This window comes from Blastococcus sp. MG754426 (assembly GCF_021699055.1).
Classification (GTDB): Bacteria; Actinomycetota; Actinomycetes; order Mycobacteriales; family Geodermatophilaceae; genus Blastococcus.
This window is the reverse complement of sequence record NZ_SSXC01000033.1, coordinates 1-13,819: the sequence shown is the minus strand read 5'-3', so window position 1 is coordinate 13,819 and position 13,819 is coordinate 1. Positions and strand designations below refer to the sequence as shown.

The 13,819-nt window shown below is 76.3% G+C and carries 16 protein-coding genes; 10 read left to right on the top strand and 6 right to left on the bottom strand.

From position 1 onward, the window contains the following. The 6 genes from E9549_RS12425 (at position 1) to E9549_RS12400 (ending at position 4,141) form a co-directional block, all read left to right on the top strand. Positions 1-624, top strand: coding sequence for a riboflavin synthase (locus E9549_RS12425; protein WP_236826851.1), 624 nt, complete (start codon positions 1-3; stop codon positions 622-624). Further along, a complete protein-coding gene (locus E9549_RS12420) occupies positions 621-1,940 on the top strand; it encodes a bifunctional 3,4-dihydroxy-2-butanone-4-phosphate synthase/GTP cyclohydrolase II (RefSeq protein WP_236826850.1) in 1,320 nt (439 codons plus the stop codon). The genes E9549_RS12425 and E9549_RS12420 overlap by 4 nt, the downstream gene beginning before the upstream one ends. After that, positions 1,937-2,464 carry a 6,7-dimethyl-8-ribityllumazine synthase gene (ribH, locus tag E9549_RS12415; protein WP_236826849.1) on the top strand — a complete coding sequence of 176 codons (528 nt, stop codon included), beginning with the start codon at positions 1,937-1,939 and terminating at the stop codon, positions 2,462-2,464. The genes E9549_RS12420 and ribH overlap by 4 nt, the downstream gene beginning before the upstream one ends. Then, complete coding sequence (locus E9549_RS12410; protein ID WP_236826848.1) at positions 2,461-2,724, top strand: phosphoribosyl-ATP diphosphatase; 264 nt, start codon at positions 2,461-2,463, stop codon at positions 2,722-2,724. Before ribH ends, E9549_RS12410 begins: the two co-directional genes overlap by 4 nt. 89 nt (positions 2,725-2,813) lie before the next feature. Further along, positions 2,814-3,680 carry an ATP phosphoribosyltransferase gene (gene hisG / locus E9549_RS12405; protein ID WP_236826847.1) on the top strand — a complete coding sequence of 289 codons (867 nt, stop codon included), beginning with the start codon at positions 2,814-2,816 and terminating at the stop codon, positions 3,678-3,680. Positions 3,681-3,697: 17 nt separating this feature from the next. Next, entirely contained in the window at positions 3,698-4,141 is a 444-nt protein-coding gene (locus tag E9549_RS12400) for an SSI family serine proteinase inhibitor (RefSeq protein WP_236826846.1), read from the top strand. 18 nt (positions 4,142-4,159) lie between these two features. Here E9549_RS12400 and E9549_RS12395 read toward each other — a convergent pair whose 3' ends face one another. Then, positions 4,160-5,167 (bottom strand): DUF2877 domain-containing protein, encoded by a 1,008-nt coding sequence (locus E9549_RS12395; protein WP_236826845.1) that lies wholly within the window; start codon positions 5,165-5,167, stop codon positions 4,160-4,162. A gap of 281 nt (positions 5,168-5,448) precedes the next feature. Here E9549_RS12395 and E9549_RS12390 point away from each other — a divergent pair, with 281 nt between their 5' ends. Next, complete coding sequence (locus E9549_RS12390) at positions 5,449-7,362, top strand: helix-turn-helix domain-containing protein (RefSeq protein WP_236826844.1); 1,914 nt, start codon at positions 5,449-5,451, stop codon at positions 7,360-7,362. A gap of 99 nt (positions 7,363-7,461) precedes the next feature. On the opposite strand, the gene E9549_RS12385 is transcribed toward E9549_RS12390, so the two are convergent. Beyond that, positions 7,462-9,006 carry a UDP-N-acetylglucosamine 1-carboxyvinyltransferase gene (locus E9549_RS12385; RefSeq protein ID WP_236826843.1) on the bottom strand — a complete coding sequence of 515 codons (1,545 nt, stop codon included), beginning with the start codon at positions 9,004-9,006 and terminating at the stop codon, positions 7,462-7,464. Between the two features lie 76 nt (positions 9,007-9,082). Here E9549_RS12385 and E9549_RS12380 point away from each other — a divergent pair, with 76 nt between their 5' ends. The 3 genes from E9549_RS12380 (at position 9,083) to E9549_RS12370 (ending at position 12,025) form a co-directional block, all read left to right on the top strand. Further along, complete coding sequence (locus tag E9549_RS12380; RefSeq protein ID WP_236826842.1) at positions 9,083-9,829, top strand: SDR family oxidoreductase; 747 nt, start codon at positions 9,083-9,085, stop codon at positions 9,827-9,829. Positions 9,830-9,941: 112 nt separating this feature from the next. Continuing rightward, entirely contained in the window at positions 9,942-10,877 is a 936-nt protein-coding gene (locus E9549_RS12375; protein WP_236826841.1) for a DMT family transporter, read from the top strand. Positions 10,878-10,999: 122 nt separating this feature from the next. Continuing rightward, the gene (locus tag E9549_RS12370) at positions 11,000-12,025 is read left to right on the top strand and encodes a hypothetical protein (protein ID WP_236826840.1); all 1,026 of its coding nucleotides are present in this window, start codon (positions 11,000-11,002) and stop codon (positions 12,023-12,025) included. A 12-nt stretch (positions 12,026-12,037) separates the two neighbouring features. On the opposite strand, the gene E9549_RS12365 is transcribed toward E9549_RS12370, so the two are convergent. The 4 genes from E9549_RS12365 to E9549_RS12350 form a co-directional block, all read right to left on the bottom strand. After that, on the bottom strand, positions 12,038-12,829 hold the full coding sequence (locus tag E9549_RS12365) for a DUF998 domain-containing protein (RefSeq protein ID WP_236826839.1): 792 nt from the start codon (positions 12,827-12,829) through the stop codon (positions 12,038-12,040). Further along, a complete protein-coding gene (locus tag E9549_RS12360; protein WP_236826838.1) occupies positions 12,817-13,275 on the bottom strand; it encodes a hypothetical protein in 459 nt (152 codons plus the stop codon). The genes E9549_RS12365 and E9549_RS12360 overlap by 13 nt, the downstream gene beginning before the upstream one ends. 8 nt (positions 13,276-13,283) lie before the next feature. Then, on the bottom strand, positions 13,284-13,484 hold the full coding sequence (locus E9549_RS12355) for a hypothetical protein (protein WP_236826837.1): 201 nt from the start codon (positions 13,482-13,484) through the stop codon (positions 13,284-13,286). Positions 13,485-13,564: 80 nt separating this feature from the next. Next, positions 13,565-13,819: hypothetical protein (locus E9549_RS12350; RefSeq protein WP_236826836.1), on the bottom strand; the 255-nt coding region annotated here is incomplete at its 5' end.

Here is a 13,819-nt window from a genome sequence, read left to right as displayed (position 1 = left end):
GTGTTCACCGGCATCGTCGAGGAGGTGGGCACCCTGGCCGCCCGGGAGGACCAGGGTGATTCCGCCGTCCTGCGCATCCGCGCCCGGACCGTGCTCACCGACGTCTCCCTCGGTGACTCCATCGCGGTCAACGGCGTCTGCCTCACCGTCACCGGGGTCCAGCCCGGCGAGGACGGCAACGGCGTGTGGACCACCGACGTCATGGCCGAGACGCTGCGGCGCAGCAGCCTCGGCTCGGTCGCCGACGGCCAGCCGGTCAACCTCGAGCGCGCGGTCGCGCCGCACACCCGCCTGGGCGGGCACATCGTCCAGGGCCACGTCGACGGCGTCGGGCGGATCGCCTCGCGCACCCCCGGCGAGCACTGGGAGGTCGTGCGGATCGCCCTCCCGGCCGACCTCGCCCGCTACGTCGTCGAGAAGGGCTCCATCGCCGTCGACGGCGTCTCCCTGACCGTGAGCGCCGTCAGCGGCACCGCCGACCCCGAGCCCTGGTTCGAGGTCAGCCTCATCCCCACCACCCTCCGCGAGACCACGCTCGGCGCGCGCGCCCCGGGGGAGCCCGTCAACCTGGAGGTCGACGTGATCGCCAAGTACGTGGAACGCCTGCTGGGAGCACGCGCATGAGCGAGCCGCGCACCCGGCTGGACTCCATCGAGAGCGCCATCGCCGCGATCAAGGACGGCCGCCCGGTCGTCGTCGTCGACGACGAGGACCGCGAGAACGAGGGCGACCTCATCTTCGCCGCCGAGCTGGCGACCCCCGAGCTCGTCGCGTTCATGGTCCGCTACACCTCCGGCTACGTCTGCGTGGCCGTGACCGAGGCTGACGCCGACCGGCTGGACCTGCCACCCATGCACCGGGTGAACCAGGACCGCCTCGGCACCGCCTACACGGTCACCGTCGACGCCCGCGAGGGCGTGACCACCGGCATCTCGGCAGCGGACCGCGCGCACACGATCCGCACCCTGGCCGACGCCGACACCACCTCGGCCGACCTGGCCCGCCCCGGCCACGTCGTCCCGCTGCGCGCCCGCGACGGCGGCGTGCTGCGCCGCCCCGGGCACACCGAGGCCGCCGTCGACCTGGCGTTGCTGGCCGGCCTGCGGCCGGCCGGGGTGCTGTGCGAGATCGTCAGCGAGAAGGACCCGGTGGGCATGGCCCGCGGCGAGGAGCTGCGGGTCTTCGCCGACGACCACGACCTGGTGATGGTCTCCATCGCCGACCTGATCGCCTACCGCAAGCGCTTCGACAAGCTGGTCGAGCGGGTGGCCGAGGCGATCGTCCCGCTGGCCCCGGGCACCTTCACCGCCGTCGGCTACCGCAGCTCCTACGACGAACGCGAGCACGTGGCCTTCGTCTACGGCGACATCGGCGACGGCGACGACGTGCTCGTCCGCGTCCACTCCGAGTGCCTCACCGGCGACGTCTTCGGCTCGCTGCGGTGCGACTGCGGCCCGCAGCTGCAGGCGGCGCTGGCCGCCGTCGCCCAGGAGGGCCGCGGCGTGGTGCTCTACATCCGCGGGCACGAGGGCCGGGGCATCGGCCTGCTGCACAAGCTGCAGGCCTACCAGCTGCAGGACATGGGCGCCGACACCGTCGACGCCAACCTCGACCTGGGGCTCCCCGCGGACGCCCGGGACTACGGCACCGGCGCGCAGATCCTCGTCGACCTCGGCATCCGCACCATGCGCCTGCTCACCAACAACCCGGCCAAGCGCGCCGGGCTGGAGGGCTACGGGCTGCGGGTGCTGGGCCGGGTCTCGCTGCCGAGCCACGTCACCGCGGAGAACCTCGGCTACCTGCGCACCAAGCGCGACCGCATGGGGCACCTGCTCGACATCATCGAGCCCGAGACGGAGTCCGGCCCCGCCGACGCCCCCGGCGCCACGACGGTGCCCGGCACCGACGTCCCCCTCGGCCAGGACGAGCAGCCCGCATGAGCGGCACCGGAGCACCGGAGGCGGCACCGGTCGACGCCACCGGCCTGACCCTCGGGGTGGTCGCCACCACCTGGCACGCCGAGATCACCGGCGCGCTGCTGGACCGCGCGGTCGCCGCCGCCCGGGCCTGCGGCGTCGCCGCCCCGACCGTCGTCCGCGTGCCGGGCGCGGTCGAGCTGCCGGTCGTCGCCCAGGCCCTCGCCGAGCGGCACGACGCGGTCGTGGCCCTCGGCGTGGTGGTGCGCGGTGGGACGCCGCACTTCGAGTACGTGTGCGACGCGGTCACCGCGGGGCTCACCCGCGTGGCGCTGGACGCCGGTAGGCCGGTGGGCAACGGCGTCCTCACCACGAACGACGAGCAGCAGGCCCGCGACCGGGCCGGGCTGCCCGGATCGGCCGAGGACAAGGGCTGGGAGGCCACCCTCGCGGCGCTCCGGACCGCCCTCGTGCTCCGCGACCTGCGCACCCCCCAGCGGCAGACCGGGTTCTCCGCCGCCCCCGCCGGCCAGGAGGCCCGCCCGTGAAGACCTTCGACAGCCTGTTCGCCGAGCTCACCGCGAAGGTGGCCGCCGGCGATGCCGCCTCCGGCACCGTCGCCGCGGTGCGGGACGGGGTGCACGCGGCCGGCAAGAAGGTCGTCGAGGAGGCCGCCGAGTCCTGGATGGCGGCCGAGCACGAGGGCGAGGAGCGCACCGCCGAGGAGATCAGCCAGCTCCTCTACCGGGTGCAGGTCCTCATGCTGGCCCGGGGCCTCACCCTCGACGACGTCTACGCTCACCTCTGAAAGGACCTCGTCCCTCCCCACGACACGCTTCGCGCGCCGCGGGTCCCTGGGACGAGGCCGTTCCATCATGTCGCCTTAGGAGACCAGTCGTGCTGCGCGTCGCTGTGCCGAACAAGGGTGTGCTGAGCGAGCCGGCGGCGGAGATGCTCGCGGAGAGCGGCTACCGCCAGCGGCGCAGCGCCAAGGACCTCGCCGTCTACGACCCGGACAACGACACCGAGTTCTTCTACCTGCGCCCGCGCGACATCGCCGTCTACGTCGCCGCCGGCACGCTGGACGTCGGCATCACCGGCCGGGACATGCTGCTGGAGACCGCCCCGGACGACGGCGAGGGGCCCAGCGCGGTGGAGGACATGCCGCTGGGCTTCGGCCGCTCCTCGTTCCGCTTCGCCACCCCGGTGGAGTCGGAGATCCAGGACGTCGCCCAGCTCGCCGGCAAGCGGATCGCCACCGCGTACCCGGTGCTGCTGCGCCGCTACCTCGACGAGCAGGGGCTCAAGGCCGACGTCGTGAAGCTCGACGGCGCGGTGGAGACCGCCTGCCGCCTCGGGGTCGCCGACGCGGTCTGCGACGTGGTCGAGACCGGGACGACGCTGCGCGCCGCCGGGCTGCACATCATCGGGCGGCCGGTGCTCAGCAGCGAGGCGATCCTGGTCCGCCGCGAGGGGGCGGAGGAGATCCCCGCCGTGGCGCAGCTGCGCCGGCGGCTGCGCGGCGTGCTCGTCGCCCGGCAGTACGTGATGCTGGACTACGACTGCCCGAACGAGCTGCTGGACCGGGCCACCGCGGTCACCCCGGGCATCGAGGGCCCGACGGTGAGCCCTCTCCAGACGGCGGGCTGGTCGGCCGTGCGCGCGATGATCGCCCGCAACGACACCAACCGGGTGATGGACGAGCTCTGGGAGCTCGGTGCCCGAGCGATCCTGGTGACCAGCATCCACGCCTCCCGCATCTGATGAGGACGGCGGCAGCGGTGCTGCTCCTGGCCGGCGTGCTGCTCGGCGCCTGCGCCACCGGTCCGGGCAGCGCCGGCGACCCCACCACCGGACGTTCCGCGGCGACGGGCGTCTCGCAGGCCGACGACGACCTGACGGTCGAGGTGGACCGCGGCGACGGCACTCCCGCGGAGACGTGGACGCTGACCTGCTCGCCGGGCGCGGGTGGCAGCCACCCGCGGGCCGAGGAGGCCTGCGCGCACCTGGCCGGGATGGCGGAGCCGTTCGCCCCGCTGCCCGACGACCTCGTCTGCACCGAGCAGTACGGCGGCCCGCAGACCGCGCACGTCACAGGGAGCTGGGACGGGGAGCCGGTCGACCTGCGGTTGTCCCGCGTCGACGGCTGCCGCATCGCCCAGTGGGACTCGCTGGGCCCCCTGCTGCCCGTCCCGGTGGGGGAGCGGCCGCTACCGCTGGGCTGACCGCGCCGGCCCTCCCGGTCAGCGCACGCGCGCGGTGCGGTCCACCAGGTCGATGGCCGTGCACAGCCCGAGCGCCATGGCCCGCCCGCTGGTGGCGCCGGTGGCCAGCAGCCGCGCGATCGCCGGGGCCAGCGGGCGCTCGCCGACCAGCCCCCGCAGGACCGCCGCGTACTCCCCGCTCACCTGCCCGGCGGCCGCGTGCCGCAGGAGCGCCCGGGACAGCTCGGTGGTGCGGCCCCCTGCCGTCGAGCAGACGCCGGCGGCGAAGCGCTGCGCCGCGGGGTGGCCGAGCAGCACCAGGCCGGCGATCGTGCCGGCCACGACGTCGTCCCCGGCCGGCGTGAGGCCCGGCCCGAGCCCGATCAACCGGGTGGCTGTGCGCAGCGCCGCCTCCAGGTCTGCCCGGCGCACCGCGCCCCGGAGGGCCGCCAGCGGGCCCCCGGGACCGGTCGGCAGGCCGGGCAGCGTGAACGAGCTGTGCGGCACGCCCTCGCCGTAGAGGGCGTTGCGCAGCTGGCGGACGCCCTCGGGCAGCAGCGCCGGGCGCCCCCCGGGCAGCCGGGGGCGCGGGTCCCACCAGGCGGAGGCGCTGACGGCCAGGTCGCCGACGACGACCCGGCCCCCGCCCACCTCGGCGGGGGCGCCCGTGGGGACCGCGACCAGCGGCCGCCCGTTGCTGGGCCGGAAGAGGACGCAGCCCAGCGGCAGCCGGGCCGCGTCGCTGGTGAGCAGGCCGACGACCTCGCCGCCACCGCGCTCGCCGACGACCTGGACGTACACCGCCGCCGGGACGCTGAGCAGCACCCGCGCCGGGCGGACGGGGCCGCGCAGCACGTCGGCCACCGCGGTGCTCGCCGCGGCGGGCACCGCGCCCGGCGTCGCGATCACCGGGGTCGGGCGGCCGGCGGGGCGCGCCGAGTCGCGGGGCAGGGGGATCGTGGGCGCCCCGGCCCGCGCGGTGCGGCCGCGCCGGGCGAGGTGCTCGGTCGAGCCGGTCCGGACCTCGGTGTCGTCGATCGCGCGCATGGGACGCCCTCCACCCGTCGGGACACGGAGGCCGGTGGGTCGGCGCTCCGCCCTCGCCCACCCGCGCCGGGGACGGTGCGCGGGCCACCTGCGGGCCGCCTACCATCCACCGAGCAGGTGGAACGAGGTCGAACCTAAGCGGCGCGTCGCACGCCCTCTTATGGCGGATGTCGCCAAGAATGGGGTCCGGCGTCCGGGGACACCTGACAGGCTCCTGCCGTGTGGCACCCTGGACGACGACTGGAAGGGGATGCCTTGTGACACAGAGTGATGCGTCGCTCATGTCGTCCACGCACGGTAATGGAACCACCCCGTTCCGTCGCAACTGGGCGGTCGCCGAGTCGCCCCGCTCCGACCGGCGCGACGAGCGCGCGAGCTGGCAGCAGCGCATGGGGCTGACCGTCGAGGACGCCCTCGCCCTGCCCGTGCTCTCCGGGACCTCCGTCACCGGCGGCGCGGCCGGGCTCGGCCGGGTGATCCGCCACATGGTCGTCGACGACCCCGCCGACCCGCTGGCCGCCGCCGGCCCCGACGTCCTCGTCGTCCTGGGGGCCCGGCTGCCGCCCGCCGACCCGGTCAGCTGCCGGGCGCTGGTCGAGCGGCTGGACGCCGTCGGCACCGCGGCGCTGGCCTACCGGCGCGTGGACGGTCCGCCACCGCTGCCGGCCGAGGTGCTCGCCGAGGCCGGGCGCCGGGGACTGCCGGTGCTCGCCCTCCCGCCCGCGGCCCGGCTGGACGAGATCGTCTCCGGGGTCCTGGGCGCCGTCGTCGCCAAGCAGGGTCAGGCCCTGGCGCTCTCCTCCCGCATGGACGACGAGTTCACCGAGGTCGCGCTCACCGGCGGCGGCCTGGCCGAGGTGACCCAGCGCCTGGCCGTGATGCTCGAGGGCGCCGCCGTCCTCGGCCTGGGACCCGACCGGGAGGTCGTCACCAGCGCCGGCCCGGCCGACGACGTGGCCGAGATCAGCGACTGGCTCTGGCTCCTGGACGCCGCGGCCGACGACGAGCTGGCCGCGATGGCGCCGTCGCTGCGGCTCTCGGGCGTCCGGGCCGACCAGACGGTGGTCACGCCGGCCGACCTGGACGCCGACCTCTCGCCCGCCGACGGCATCCTGCTCGTCCCGGGTCACCACGAGCTCCCGGGCGGGGTCGGCGAGTACGCCGTGGCGCCGATCATGGCCGGTGAGCAGCGGCACGGCTGGCTGGTCGCCGTGCACCGCACCGGGGCGATGATGCTCGGCGCCGGTGGTGTCCTCGAGCGGGCCGCCGTCATCGCCGCGCTCTCCGTGATCCGCCTGCAGGCCGTGCACTCGGTGGAGCTGCGCTTCCAGGGCGACCTCGTCCGCCGGCTGGTCGGCGGCGCGGTCGGGCACACCGAGCGGACCCTGGCCTACACCCGTTCCTTCGGCTGGCGCCTCGACGGTCCGGTCGCGGTCCTGGTGACGGCGACGGAGACCATGGCCGACGCCGCGGCGGATCCCACCCGCGCCCTCGACGTCCTCGACCGGCTGGCCGACGGCTGGCGCGCGGCCCTGGAGTCGGAGGTCGCGGGCGCGGCGGTGGCGGGGCTGGCCACCGAGATCGTGACGCTGCTGCCGCTGGACGGGCGCACCCCGGAGGAGCTCTCGGCCCTGGTCTCCGCGGTGAGCTCCCGGGTCAACGGGCGGCTGCGCCGGGTCGGCCGGGTGCTGGGGACCGGCATCGGCCGGCCCGCCGGATCGCTCTCCGAGCTCGCCGAGGCCCACCGGCAGGCCCAGCGCGCCCTCGGCGTGGGGCTGGAGATCCACGGCGCGTCGGCGGTCACCCACTTCGACCAGCTCGGCGTCTTCCGGCTGCTCTCGCTGATCCCGGACAGCACCGAGCTGCGGTCCTACGTCGACGAGGTGCTCGGCCCGCTGGCCGACGCCGTCGACCCCGACTCCGCCGACCTCCGGGAGACCCTGCGCGTGCTGCTGGAGACCAACCTCAACGTGGCCGAGTCGGCCCGGCGGCTGCACTTCCACTACAACACGATGCGGTACCGGATCGGGAAGCTGGAGCGCATCCTCGGGTCGTTCACCACCGACCCGACGCTGCGGCTGAACCTCCTGCTGGCGCTGCACGCCGCGCGCATGCGGGGCCTGGACCAGCCCGCCCGGCCCCCGCTGGACGGCGGCGTCGGCCTGCCGGACGACGGCTTCGACGCGCTGCTCTGACGGGCGGGGCCGGCCGGGCGCGGGCCTGGCTCACCCGGCACGGCCCCGTCCAGAGGCTCGCCGCGAGCCTGCGAGCGGTGAGGAGGACGGGGCCCTTCGTCAGTCGCGGAAGACCTCGATCTCGGCGCCCATCTCGACCAGGCGCTCGTAGAGCTGCTCGTACCCCCGGGCGATGATGTCGACGTTACGCAGGACCGAGGTGCCCTTGGCCGCCAGCATGGCCAGCAGGATGCACACGGCCGGGCGCAGCGCCGGTGGGCAGACCACCTCGGCGGCCCGCCAGCGGGTGGGGCCGGTGACGAGCACGCGGTGCGGGTCGAGCAGGCGGACGTCGGCGCCCAGCCGGGTGAGGTCGGAGAGGTGGATCGCCCGGTTGTCGTAGACCCAGTCGTGGATGAGCGTCGACCCCTGCGCCTGCGCGGCGATCACCGCGAAGAACGGCAGGTTGTCGATGTTCAGGCCCGGGAACGGCATCGGGTGCACCTTGTCCAGGGGTGCCTGCAGCTCCGACGGGTGGATGGTGATGTCGGCCAGCCGGGTGTGCCCGTTGTCGGCCAGGTACTCGGCGGAGAGCTCGTAGCGCAGCCCCATCTCCGCGAGGACGGCGAGCTCCACCTCGAGGAAGTCCACCGGCGCCCGGGCCACCGTCAGCTCCGAGCCGGTGACGATCCCGGCGGTCAGCAGGCTCATCGCCTCGACCGGGTCCTCGCTGATCGTGTAGTCGACGTCCGCGTCGAGCACCGGCCGCCCGCGGACCACCAGCGTGGTCGAGCCCATGCCCTCGATGCCGACGCCCAGCAGCTCCAGGTAGAGGCAGAGGTCCTGGACCATGTAGTTGGAGCTGGCGTTGCGGATGGTCGTGGTGCCGTCGGTCCGGGCCGCGGCCAGCAGCGCGTTCTCGGTGACGGTGTCCCCGCGCTCGGTCAGCACGATGGTGCGGTCGGCGGCGGCCGGCCCGTCCACGCCGGCCTGGTACTCCCCGGCGTGCGCCTCGACGGAGAGGCCGAACGGGCGCAGCGCGATCATGTGCGGCTGCACCGTGCGGGTGCCCAGGTCGCACCCGCCCGCGTACGGCAGCCGGAACGAGCGGGCCCGGTGCAGCAACGGCCCCAGGAACATGATGATGCTGCGGGTGCGCCGCGCGGCGTCGGCGTCGATGCCCTCGAGGTCGAGCTCGTCGGGGACGACGAGGGTGAGGTCGTGCCCGTGCTCGTCCCAGGTGGCGGAGACGCCGATGGAGCGCAGCACGTCGAGGATGCGCTCGACCTCGACGATCCGGGAGACGTTGCGCAGGGTCGTGCGGCCCCGGTTGAGCAGCGAGGCGCACAGCAGCGCGACGGCGGCGTTCTTGGAGGACTTGACCGCGACCCGGCCACGCAGCGGGTGGCCGCCGGTGACGCGGAGGTGCGCCGGGCCGGCCGGGCCGAGCCGGATCAGCTCGCTGTCGAGCGCCGCGGAGAGCCGACCGAGGAACTCCAGCGTGAGGTTCTGGCTGCCCTGCTCGATGCGCGCGACGGCGCTCTGGCTGGTGCCCAGCCGCTCGGCGAGCTGCTGCTGGGTGAGGCCGCGGTGGCGGCGGGCGTCGCGGACGAGGGCGCCGATCCGCCGGACGGCCTCGTCGGCGGGCTGGTCGGTGAGCGTCACCGGGCCACGTTATCTCGTATCTGAGATGACGGCGGTGCGACGCCGGGGCGGCGCGGGGGACCGGCACACTGCACGCGTGGACGTACTGGTCACCGGCGGCACCGGCCGCCTCGGGCAGGAGCTGGTCCCGCGGTTGCGCGACGCCGGGCACCAGGTGCGGTCGATGTCGCGCCGGGGCACCGGTCCCGGCGGGGTGCGGGGGGACCTCGCGACCGGGCGGGACCTGGCGCAGGCGGTGGCGGGCGCTGAGGTGGTGGTGCACGCCGCCAGCGACCCGCGGGGCAACCCGTGGGAGGTCGACGTCGCCGGCACCCGGCGGCTGGTGGAGGCCGTCGACCGGTCGCGCCCGCCGCACCTGGTCTTCGTCTCGATCGTCGGGGTGGACCGGGTGCCCCTGTCCTACTACCGCGCGAAGTACTCGGCCGAGCAGGTGCTGCTGGCGTCGGGGCTGCCGGTCACGCTGGTGCGGATCACCCAGTTCCACGGCTTCGTCGACGAGCTGCTCGGCACCGCGCGCCGCGGGCCCCTGCTGCCGGTGCCCATGGGCTGGCGGGTGCAGCCGGTCGACGTCGCCGACGCCGCCGCCCACCTGGTCGGGGTGGCGGGCGCGGCGCCGTCGGGCGGCGTGGTGGAGCTGGGTGGCCCCGAGGAGCACTCGGTGGCCGACCTGGCGCGGGCGTGGGCGGCCGTGCGCGCGCCGGGCGCCCGGGTCATCGCCACCCCCGTGCCGGGCCGGCTCGGCGCCGCGCTGCGGGACGGCGCCGCGGTGCCTGCGGGCGGCGCGCGCGGGCACCGCACCTGGGCGGAGCACCTGCACGGCTGAGGACGCCGCGGACCGCAGCGTTCCTGCCCCCTTCCGCGCCGCGGGCGCCAGCCGCGTGCCACGGCCGGAAACCGCCGGAGCCGTGCCGGTGGGCGCCCCTAGGGTCCGGGGCGTGACCACCCCCGCACCTCCGGACGGCCGCACGCTGCTCGCCGTCGCCGTCACCGTGCTCGCCTGGGCATCGGCCTTCGTGGGCATCCGCGCGGTCGGCGAGGACCTCTCGCCCGGCGCGCTGGCGCTCGGCCGCCTGCTGGTCGGCGCGCTGGTGCTGGGCCTGCTCCTCGCCCGCCGCGGCTGGGTGCGCCCGACGGCCGGTGAGTGGCGGCTGCTGGCCGTCTGCGGCCTCGGCTGGTTCGCCGTCTACAACCTCGCCCTGAACGCCGCCGAGCAGCACCTCGACGCCGGGACGACGGCGATGCTGGTCAACATCGGGCCGCTGCTGATCGCGGTGCTCGCCGGGCTGCTGCTGGGCGAGGGCTTCCCGCGGTGGCTGGTCGCCGGGCTGGCCGTGGCGTTCGCGGGCGTGCTGCTGATCGGGCTGGCGACGCGCGGCGCGGAGGCGGACCTGACCGGCGTCGTGCTCTGCGTGGTGGCGGCGGTCACCTACGCGGTGGGCGTGGTGGCGCAGAAGCCGCTGCTGCGCCGGCTGCCCGGGCTGCAGGTCACCTTCACGGCCTGCGCGATCGGCGCGGTCGCCTGCCTGCCCTGGGCCGGCGTGCTGGTCGCCGACCTGGGCGCCGCGCCGGCGGGGTCGGTGGCAGGCCTGGTGTACCTCGGCGTCGTCCCCACCGCGCTGGCGTTCACCACCTGGGCCTACGCGCTGTCGCGCACCGACGCCGGACGCCTGGGGGTCACCACCTACCTGGTGCCGCCGCTGGTCGTCCTGCTCGGCTGGCTGCTGCTGGGCGAGGCGCCGCCACCCCTGGCGGTGGCCGGTGGCCTGGTGTGCCTCGTCGGTGTCGCGGTGTCCCGACGGCGGTCGCGGCCGGCGCTCGTGCCGCCCGCCGGTCCGCCCGTCGCCCGGGCGGGGGCGCTCGACCCGCGGTAGGCCCGCGACGGGCCCGCGGTGCACCCCGGCGGCGACCGGGTGTGCACCGCGGCGCGACCATGGGGTAGGCACGCACCGGGGCCACCGCCGGTGGTCCGCCGTCGAGACCGGCCGGGAGGTCCGTGGTGGAGGAACAGGACTGGGCGCAGGTGGTCGCAGCCGCGACGCGGGCGCCGTCGATCCACAACACGCAGCCGTGGCGGTTGGCCGCCTGGCCCGACCGGCTGGAGCTGCACCTGGACCGGGACCGCGCACTGCCGGTCCTCGACCCGACCGGCCGTCAGCAGGTGATCAGCTGCGGCGCGCTGCTCGAGTTCGCCGTCGCCGCCCTGGCCGCTGCCGGCCACGGCACCGAGGTGGCGCTGCTCCCCGACGCCGGGGACGTGGACCACCTGGCGACGGTCCGGCTCGCCGGGGCCGTGGAGCCCACCGACGACGATCGTGTGCTGGCCGCGGCGATCCCCGAGCGGCACACGGTGCGGGCGCCGTTCGAGCCGCGCGCCGTGCCCGGCGACCTGCTGGACCGCCTCCAGCGGGAGGCCGGGGCGTCAGGGGTGTGGCTCAAGCCCATCACGCGCTCCGAGGAGGAGGTCGCCACGGTGTTCCTCATCTCCCGGGCCGAGGAGATGGAGCAGGGAGATCCCGCCTACCTCGCCGAGCTGGAGCGGTGGCTGCGCACCGATCCGGCCGCCCAGGACGGGGTGCCGGTGAACGCGGTGCCCAGCGGGGACCCGCACGAGCGGGCGTCCAACTGGCTGATCCGCGACTTCGTCGTGGGGCAGCGCGAGCAGCAACCGTTCCGGGCCGGCGGCGACCCCGACGCCCCGCCGCCGGCGGTGGAGCGGCCGGCCGTCGTCCTCATGGGCACCGACGGCGACGACCGCGCCGACTGGCTGCGGGCCGGCCGGGCGCTGGGCCACCTGCTGCTCCGGGTCACCGCGGCCGGTCTGGTGGCCTCACCGCTGACCCAGGCGCTGGACTGGCCGGCGACCCGGGTGCGCATGCAGGCGCGGTTGTCACTGGTCGGCCACCCGCAGATGCTGCTGCGGCTGGGCTACCCGCGCCCGGCCGAGCCCGGCGACCCGGCGCCGGCGGTCAGCGGCCGGCGCCCGGTGCGCGACGTCCTGCGCTTCGAGCCCGCGGGCTGACCACCGGACGGCTCAGCCGCGCTGGCGCGGCGGGGCCCAGGGGTCCTCGGGGTCGGTGCCCGGGTCCTCGTCGTCCGCGCCGGTACGGCGGTCGCCGCCGACGGCGGACTCCAGCGCGGCATCGCGCGCCCGGGCCTGCTCGGCCAGCCGTGCCCGCTCGTGCTCGCGCTCGGCGCGCCGGGACGACTCCACGGCCGCGAGGTCACCGCCGCGCCCGAGCCACCACAGGACGGCGCCGCTGAGCGCCAGGGCGATCGGCAGCGGGTAGGCCGCGGCGCGCTCCATGCCGCCCTCCCCGAGGTACCGGGTGACCCCGGTGAGGAAGAAGACCGTGCCGGCTGTGGCGACGATCCCGAGCAGCACCACGACGGTGCCGAGCGCCTCGGAGATCGGCCGGACGGCGTAGGCGAGCGCGATCAGCCCGAGCGCGCCGCCGGCCAGGTGGAGGACGGCCCCGACGGCGTGCACGGTGCCGTTGCCGTCGGTGGGGAAGACGCCCACCAGCAGCACGCCCAGCGCGGCCGCGCCGAGCAGCGCCGGCACCGCACGCGCGGCAGCACCGCGGAGCACGGGCAGGAGCAGCAGCGCCCCACCCAGGATCAGCGCCGCCTGGACGACGAACGAGGCGTTCATGAGCTGCCGGGCGGGGGAGTCGGCCGTGCCCAGGGCGCTGATGACCTCGTCGGCGCGCGAGTAGGGGCCGGTCCAGCGGGCCTGGGCCACGGCCTCGACGACGAAGAACTGGAGCGTCAGCACCCACAGCAGCGCACCCCAGCGGAGGCGGTTCGGAGTCACGGCAGCCATCGTCCCAGCTGCCCCGGAGCGATCCGGTCCAGGACGGCGGACAGCTGCGCGGCGGACAGCCAGGAGGGGTTGCTGCCGGCCGGCATGCGCAGCACCTCGGCGTCGGCGAAGGCCGGGTCGGCGCGCAGCTCGGCCCGGCCGACCGGTGCGTCCAGGCGGAGCAGGCGGACCGGGACGACCGGGCCGTCCGCGGTCTCGCCGACCGGGCCGGTGACGCGGCCGACCGCGTGGACGCCCGGCGTCACCCGCCCGCTCACCCACAGCAGGACCGGCTGCCCGGCCGCGACCAGGTCGAGCCGGTAGCTGCGGCGCACGCAGCGCGCCAGCTCCCGGGCGGTGCCGGGCAGCCAGCCGGCGTCGAGGGCCGGCGGTGGCCGCGCGCTCTTGAGCAGCCAGCCGGCGACGTCGGCGGCCCGCAGCCGCGCCGGCGCCGCCGGCCGGTGCACGCGCCGGGTCAGTCGGTGGCCGAGTGCAGGTCGGCGCCCGCCGGGTCGGCGTCGTCCGACCCCACCGCCTGCCGCTCCTGCTCGGTGCGGTGCTCGAGCACCTCGTCGCTGGGGTGCGGGTCCTTGGCGTGCTGGGTCCGGTCGCGGGTGGGGTGCTCCTGCGGCTCCATGACGTCGTCGAGGTTCGGGGTGTCCTGGGGGCCGGTCATCGTGGCGTCCTCCGGTCGATCGGCGGTGCGGTCGGGGAGAGCCATAGCCGCGACCGCGCGCCGCTAACCGGCGACGGTGCTCACCGCGGCTCCAGCCGGGCGGCCGGCAGCCACGCCTCGACGAGCGCCGGCCCGTGCGGCCGGCTCACCGCGTAGGTGACCCGGCCCTGCCAGGCGCCGTCGCGCTGGCGCCACTCCACGAGCAGCCCCGGCCAGGTGCCGGGCGCCTCCGGGGGGTCGTGCACCCAGCAGTGCCGCCCCTCGCCGGGCTCCCCGGGGGCCGCCGGTCGGGCCGCCGCGGCCGGACGGGACGGCGGGGCCGGACGGGACGGCGG

Coding starts and splice junctions, on each gene's coding strand:
- E9549_RS12390 (WP_236826844.1), top strand. CDS start 5,449: ATGTCGTCCACGCACGGTAATGGAACCACCCCGTTCCGTCGCAACTGG.
- ribH (WP_236826849.1), top strand. CDS start 1,937: ATGAGCGGCACCGGAGCACCGGAGGCGGCACCGGTCGACGCCACCGGC.
- E9549_RS12365 (WP_236826839.1), bottom strand. CDS start 12,829: ATGGCTGCCGTGACTCCGAACCGCCTCCGCTGGGGTGCGCTGCTGTGG.
- E9549_RS12420 (WP_236826850.1), top strand. CDS start 621: ATGAGCGAGCCGCGCACCCGGCTGGACTCCATCGAGAGCGCCATCGCC.
- E9549_RS12355 (WP_236826837.1), bottom strand. CDS start 13,484: ATGACCGGCCCCCAGGACACCCCGAACCTCGACGACGTCATGGAGCCG.
- E9549_RS12395 (WP_236826845.1), bottom strand. CDS start 5,167: ATGCGCGCGATCGACGACACCGAGGTCCGGACCGGCTCGACCGAGCAC.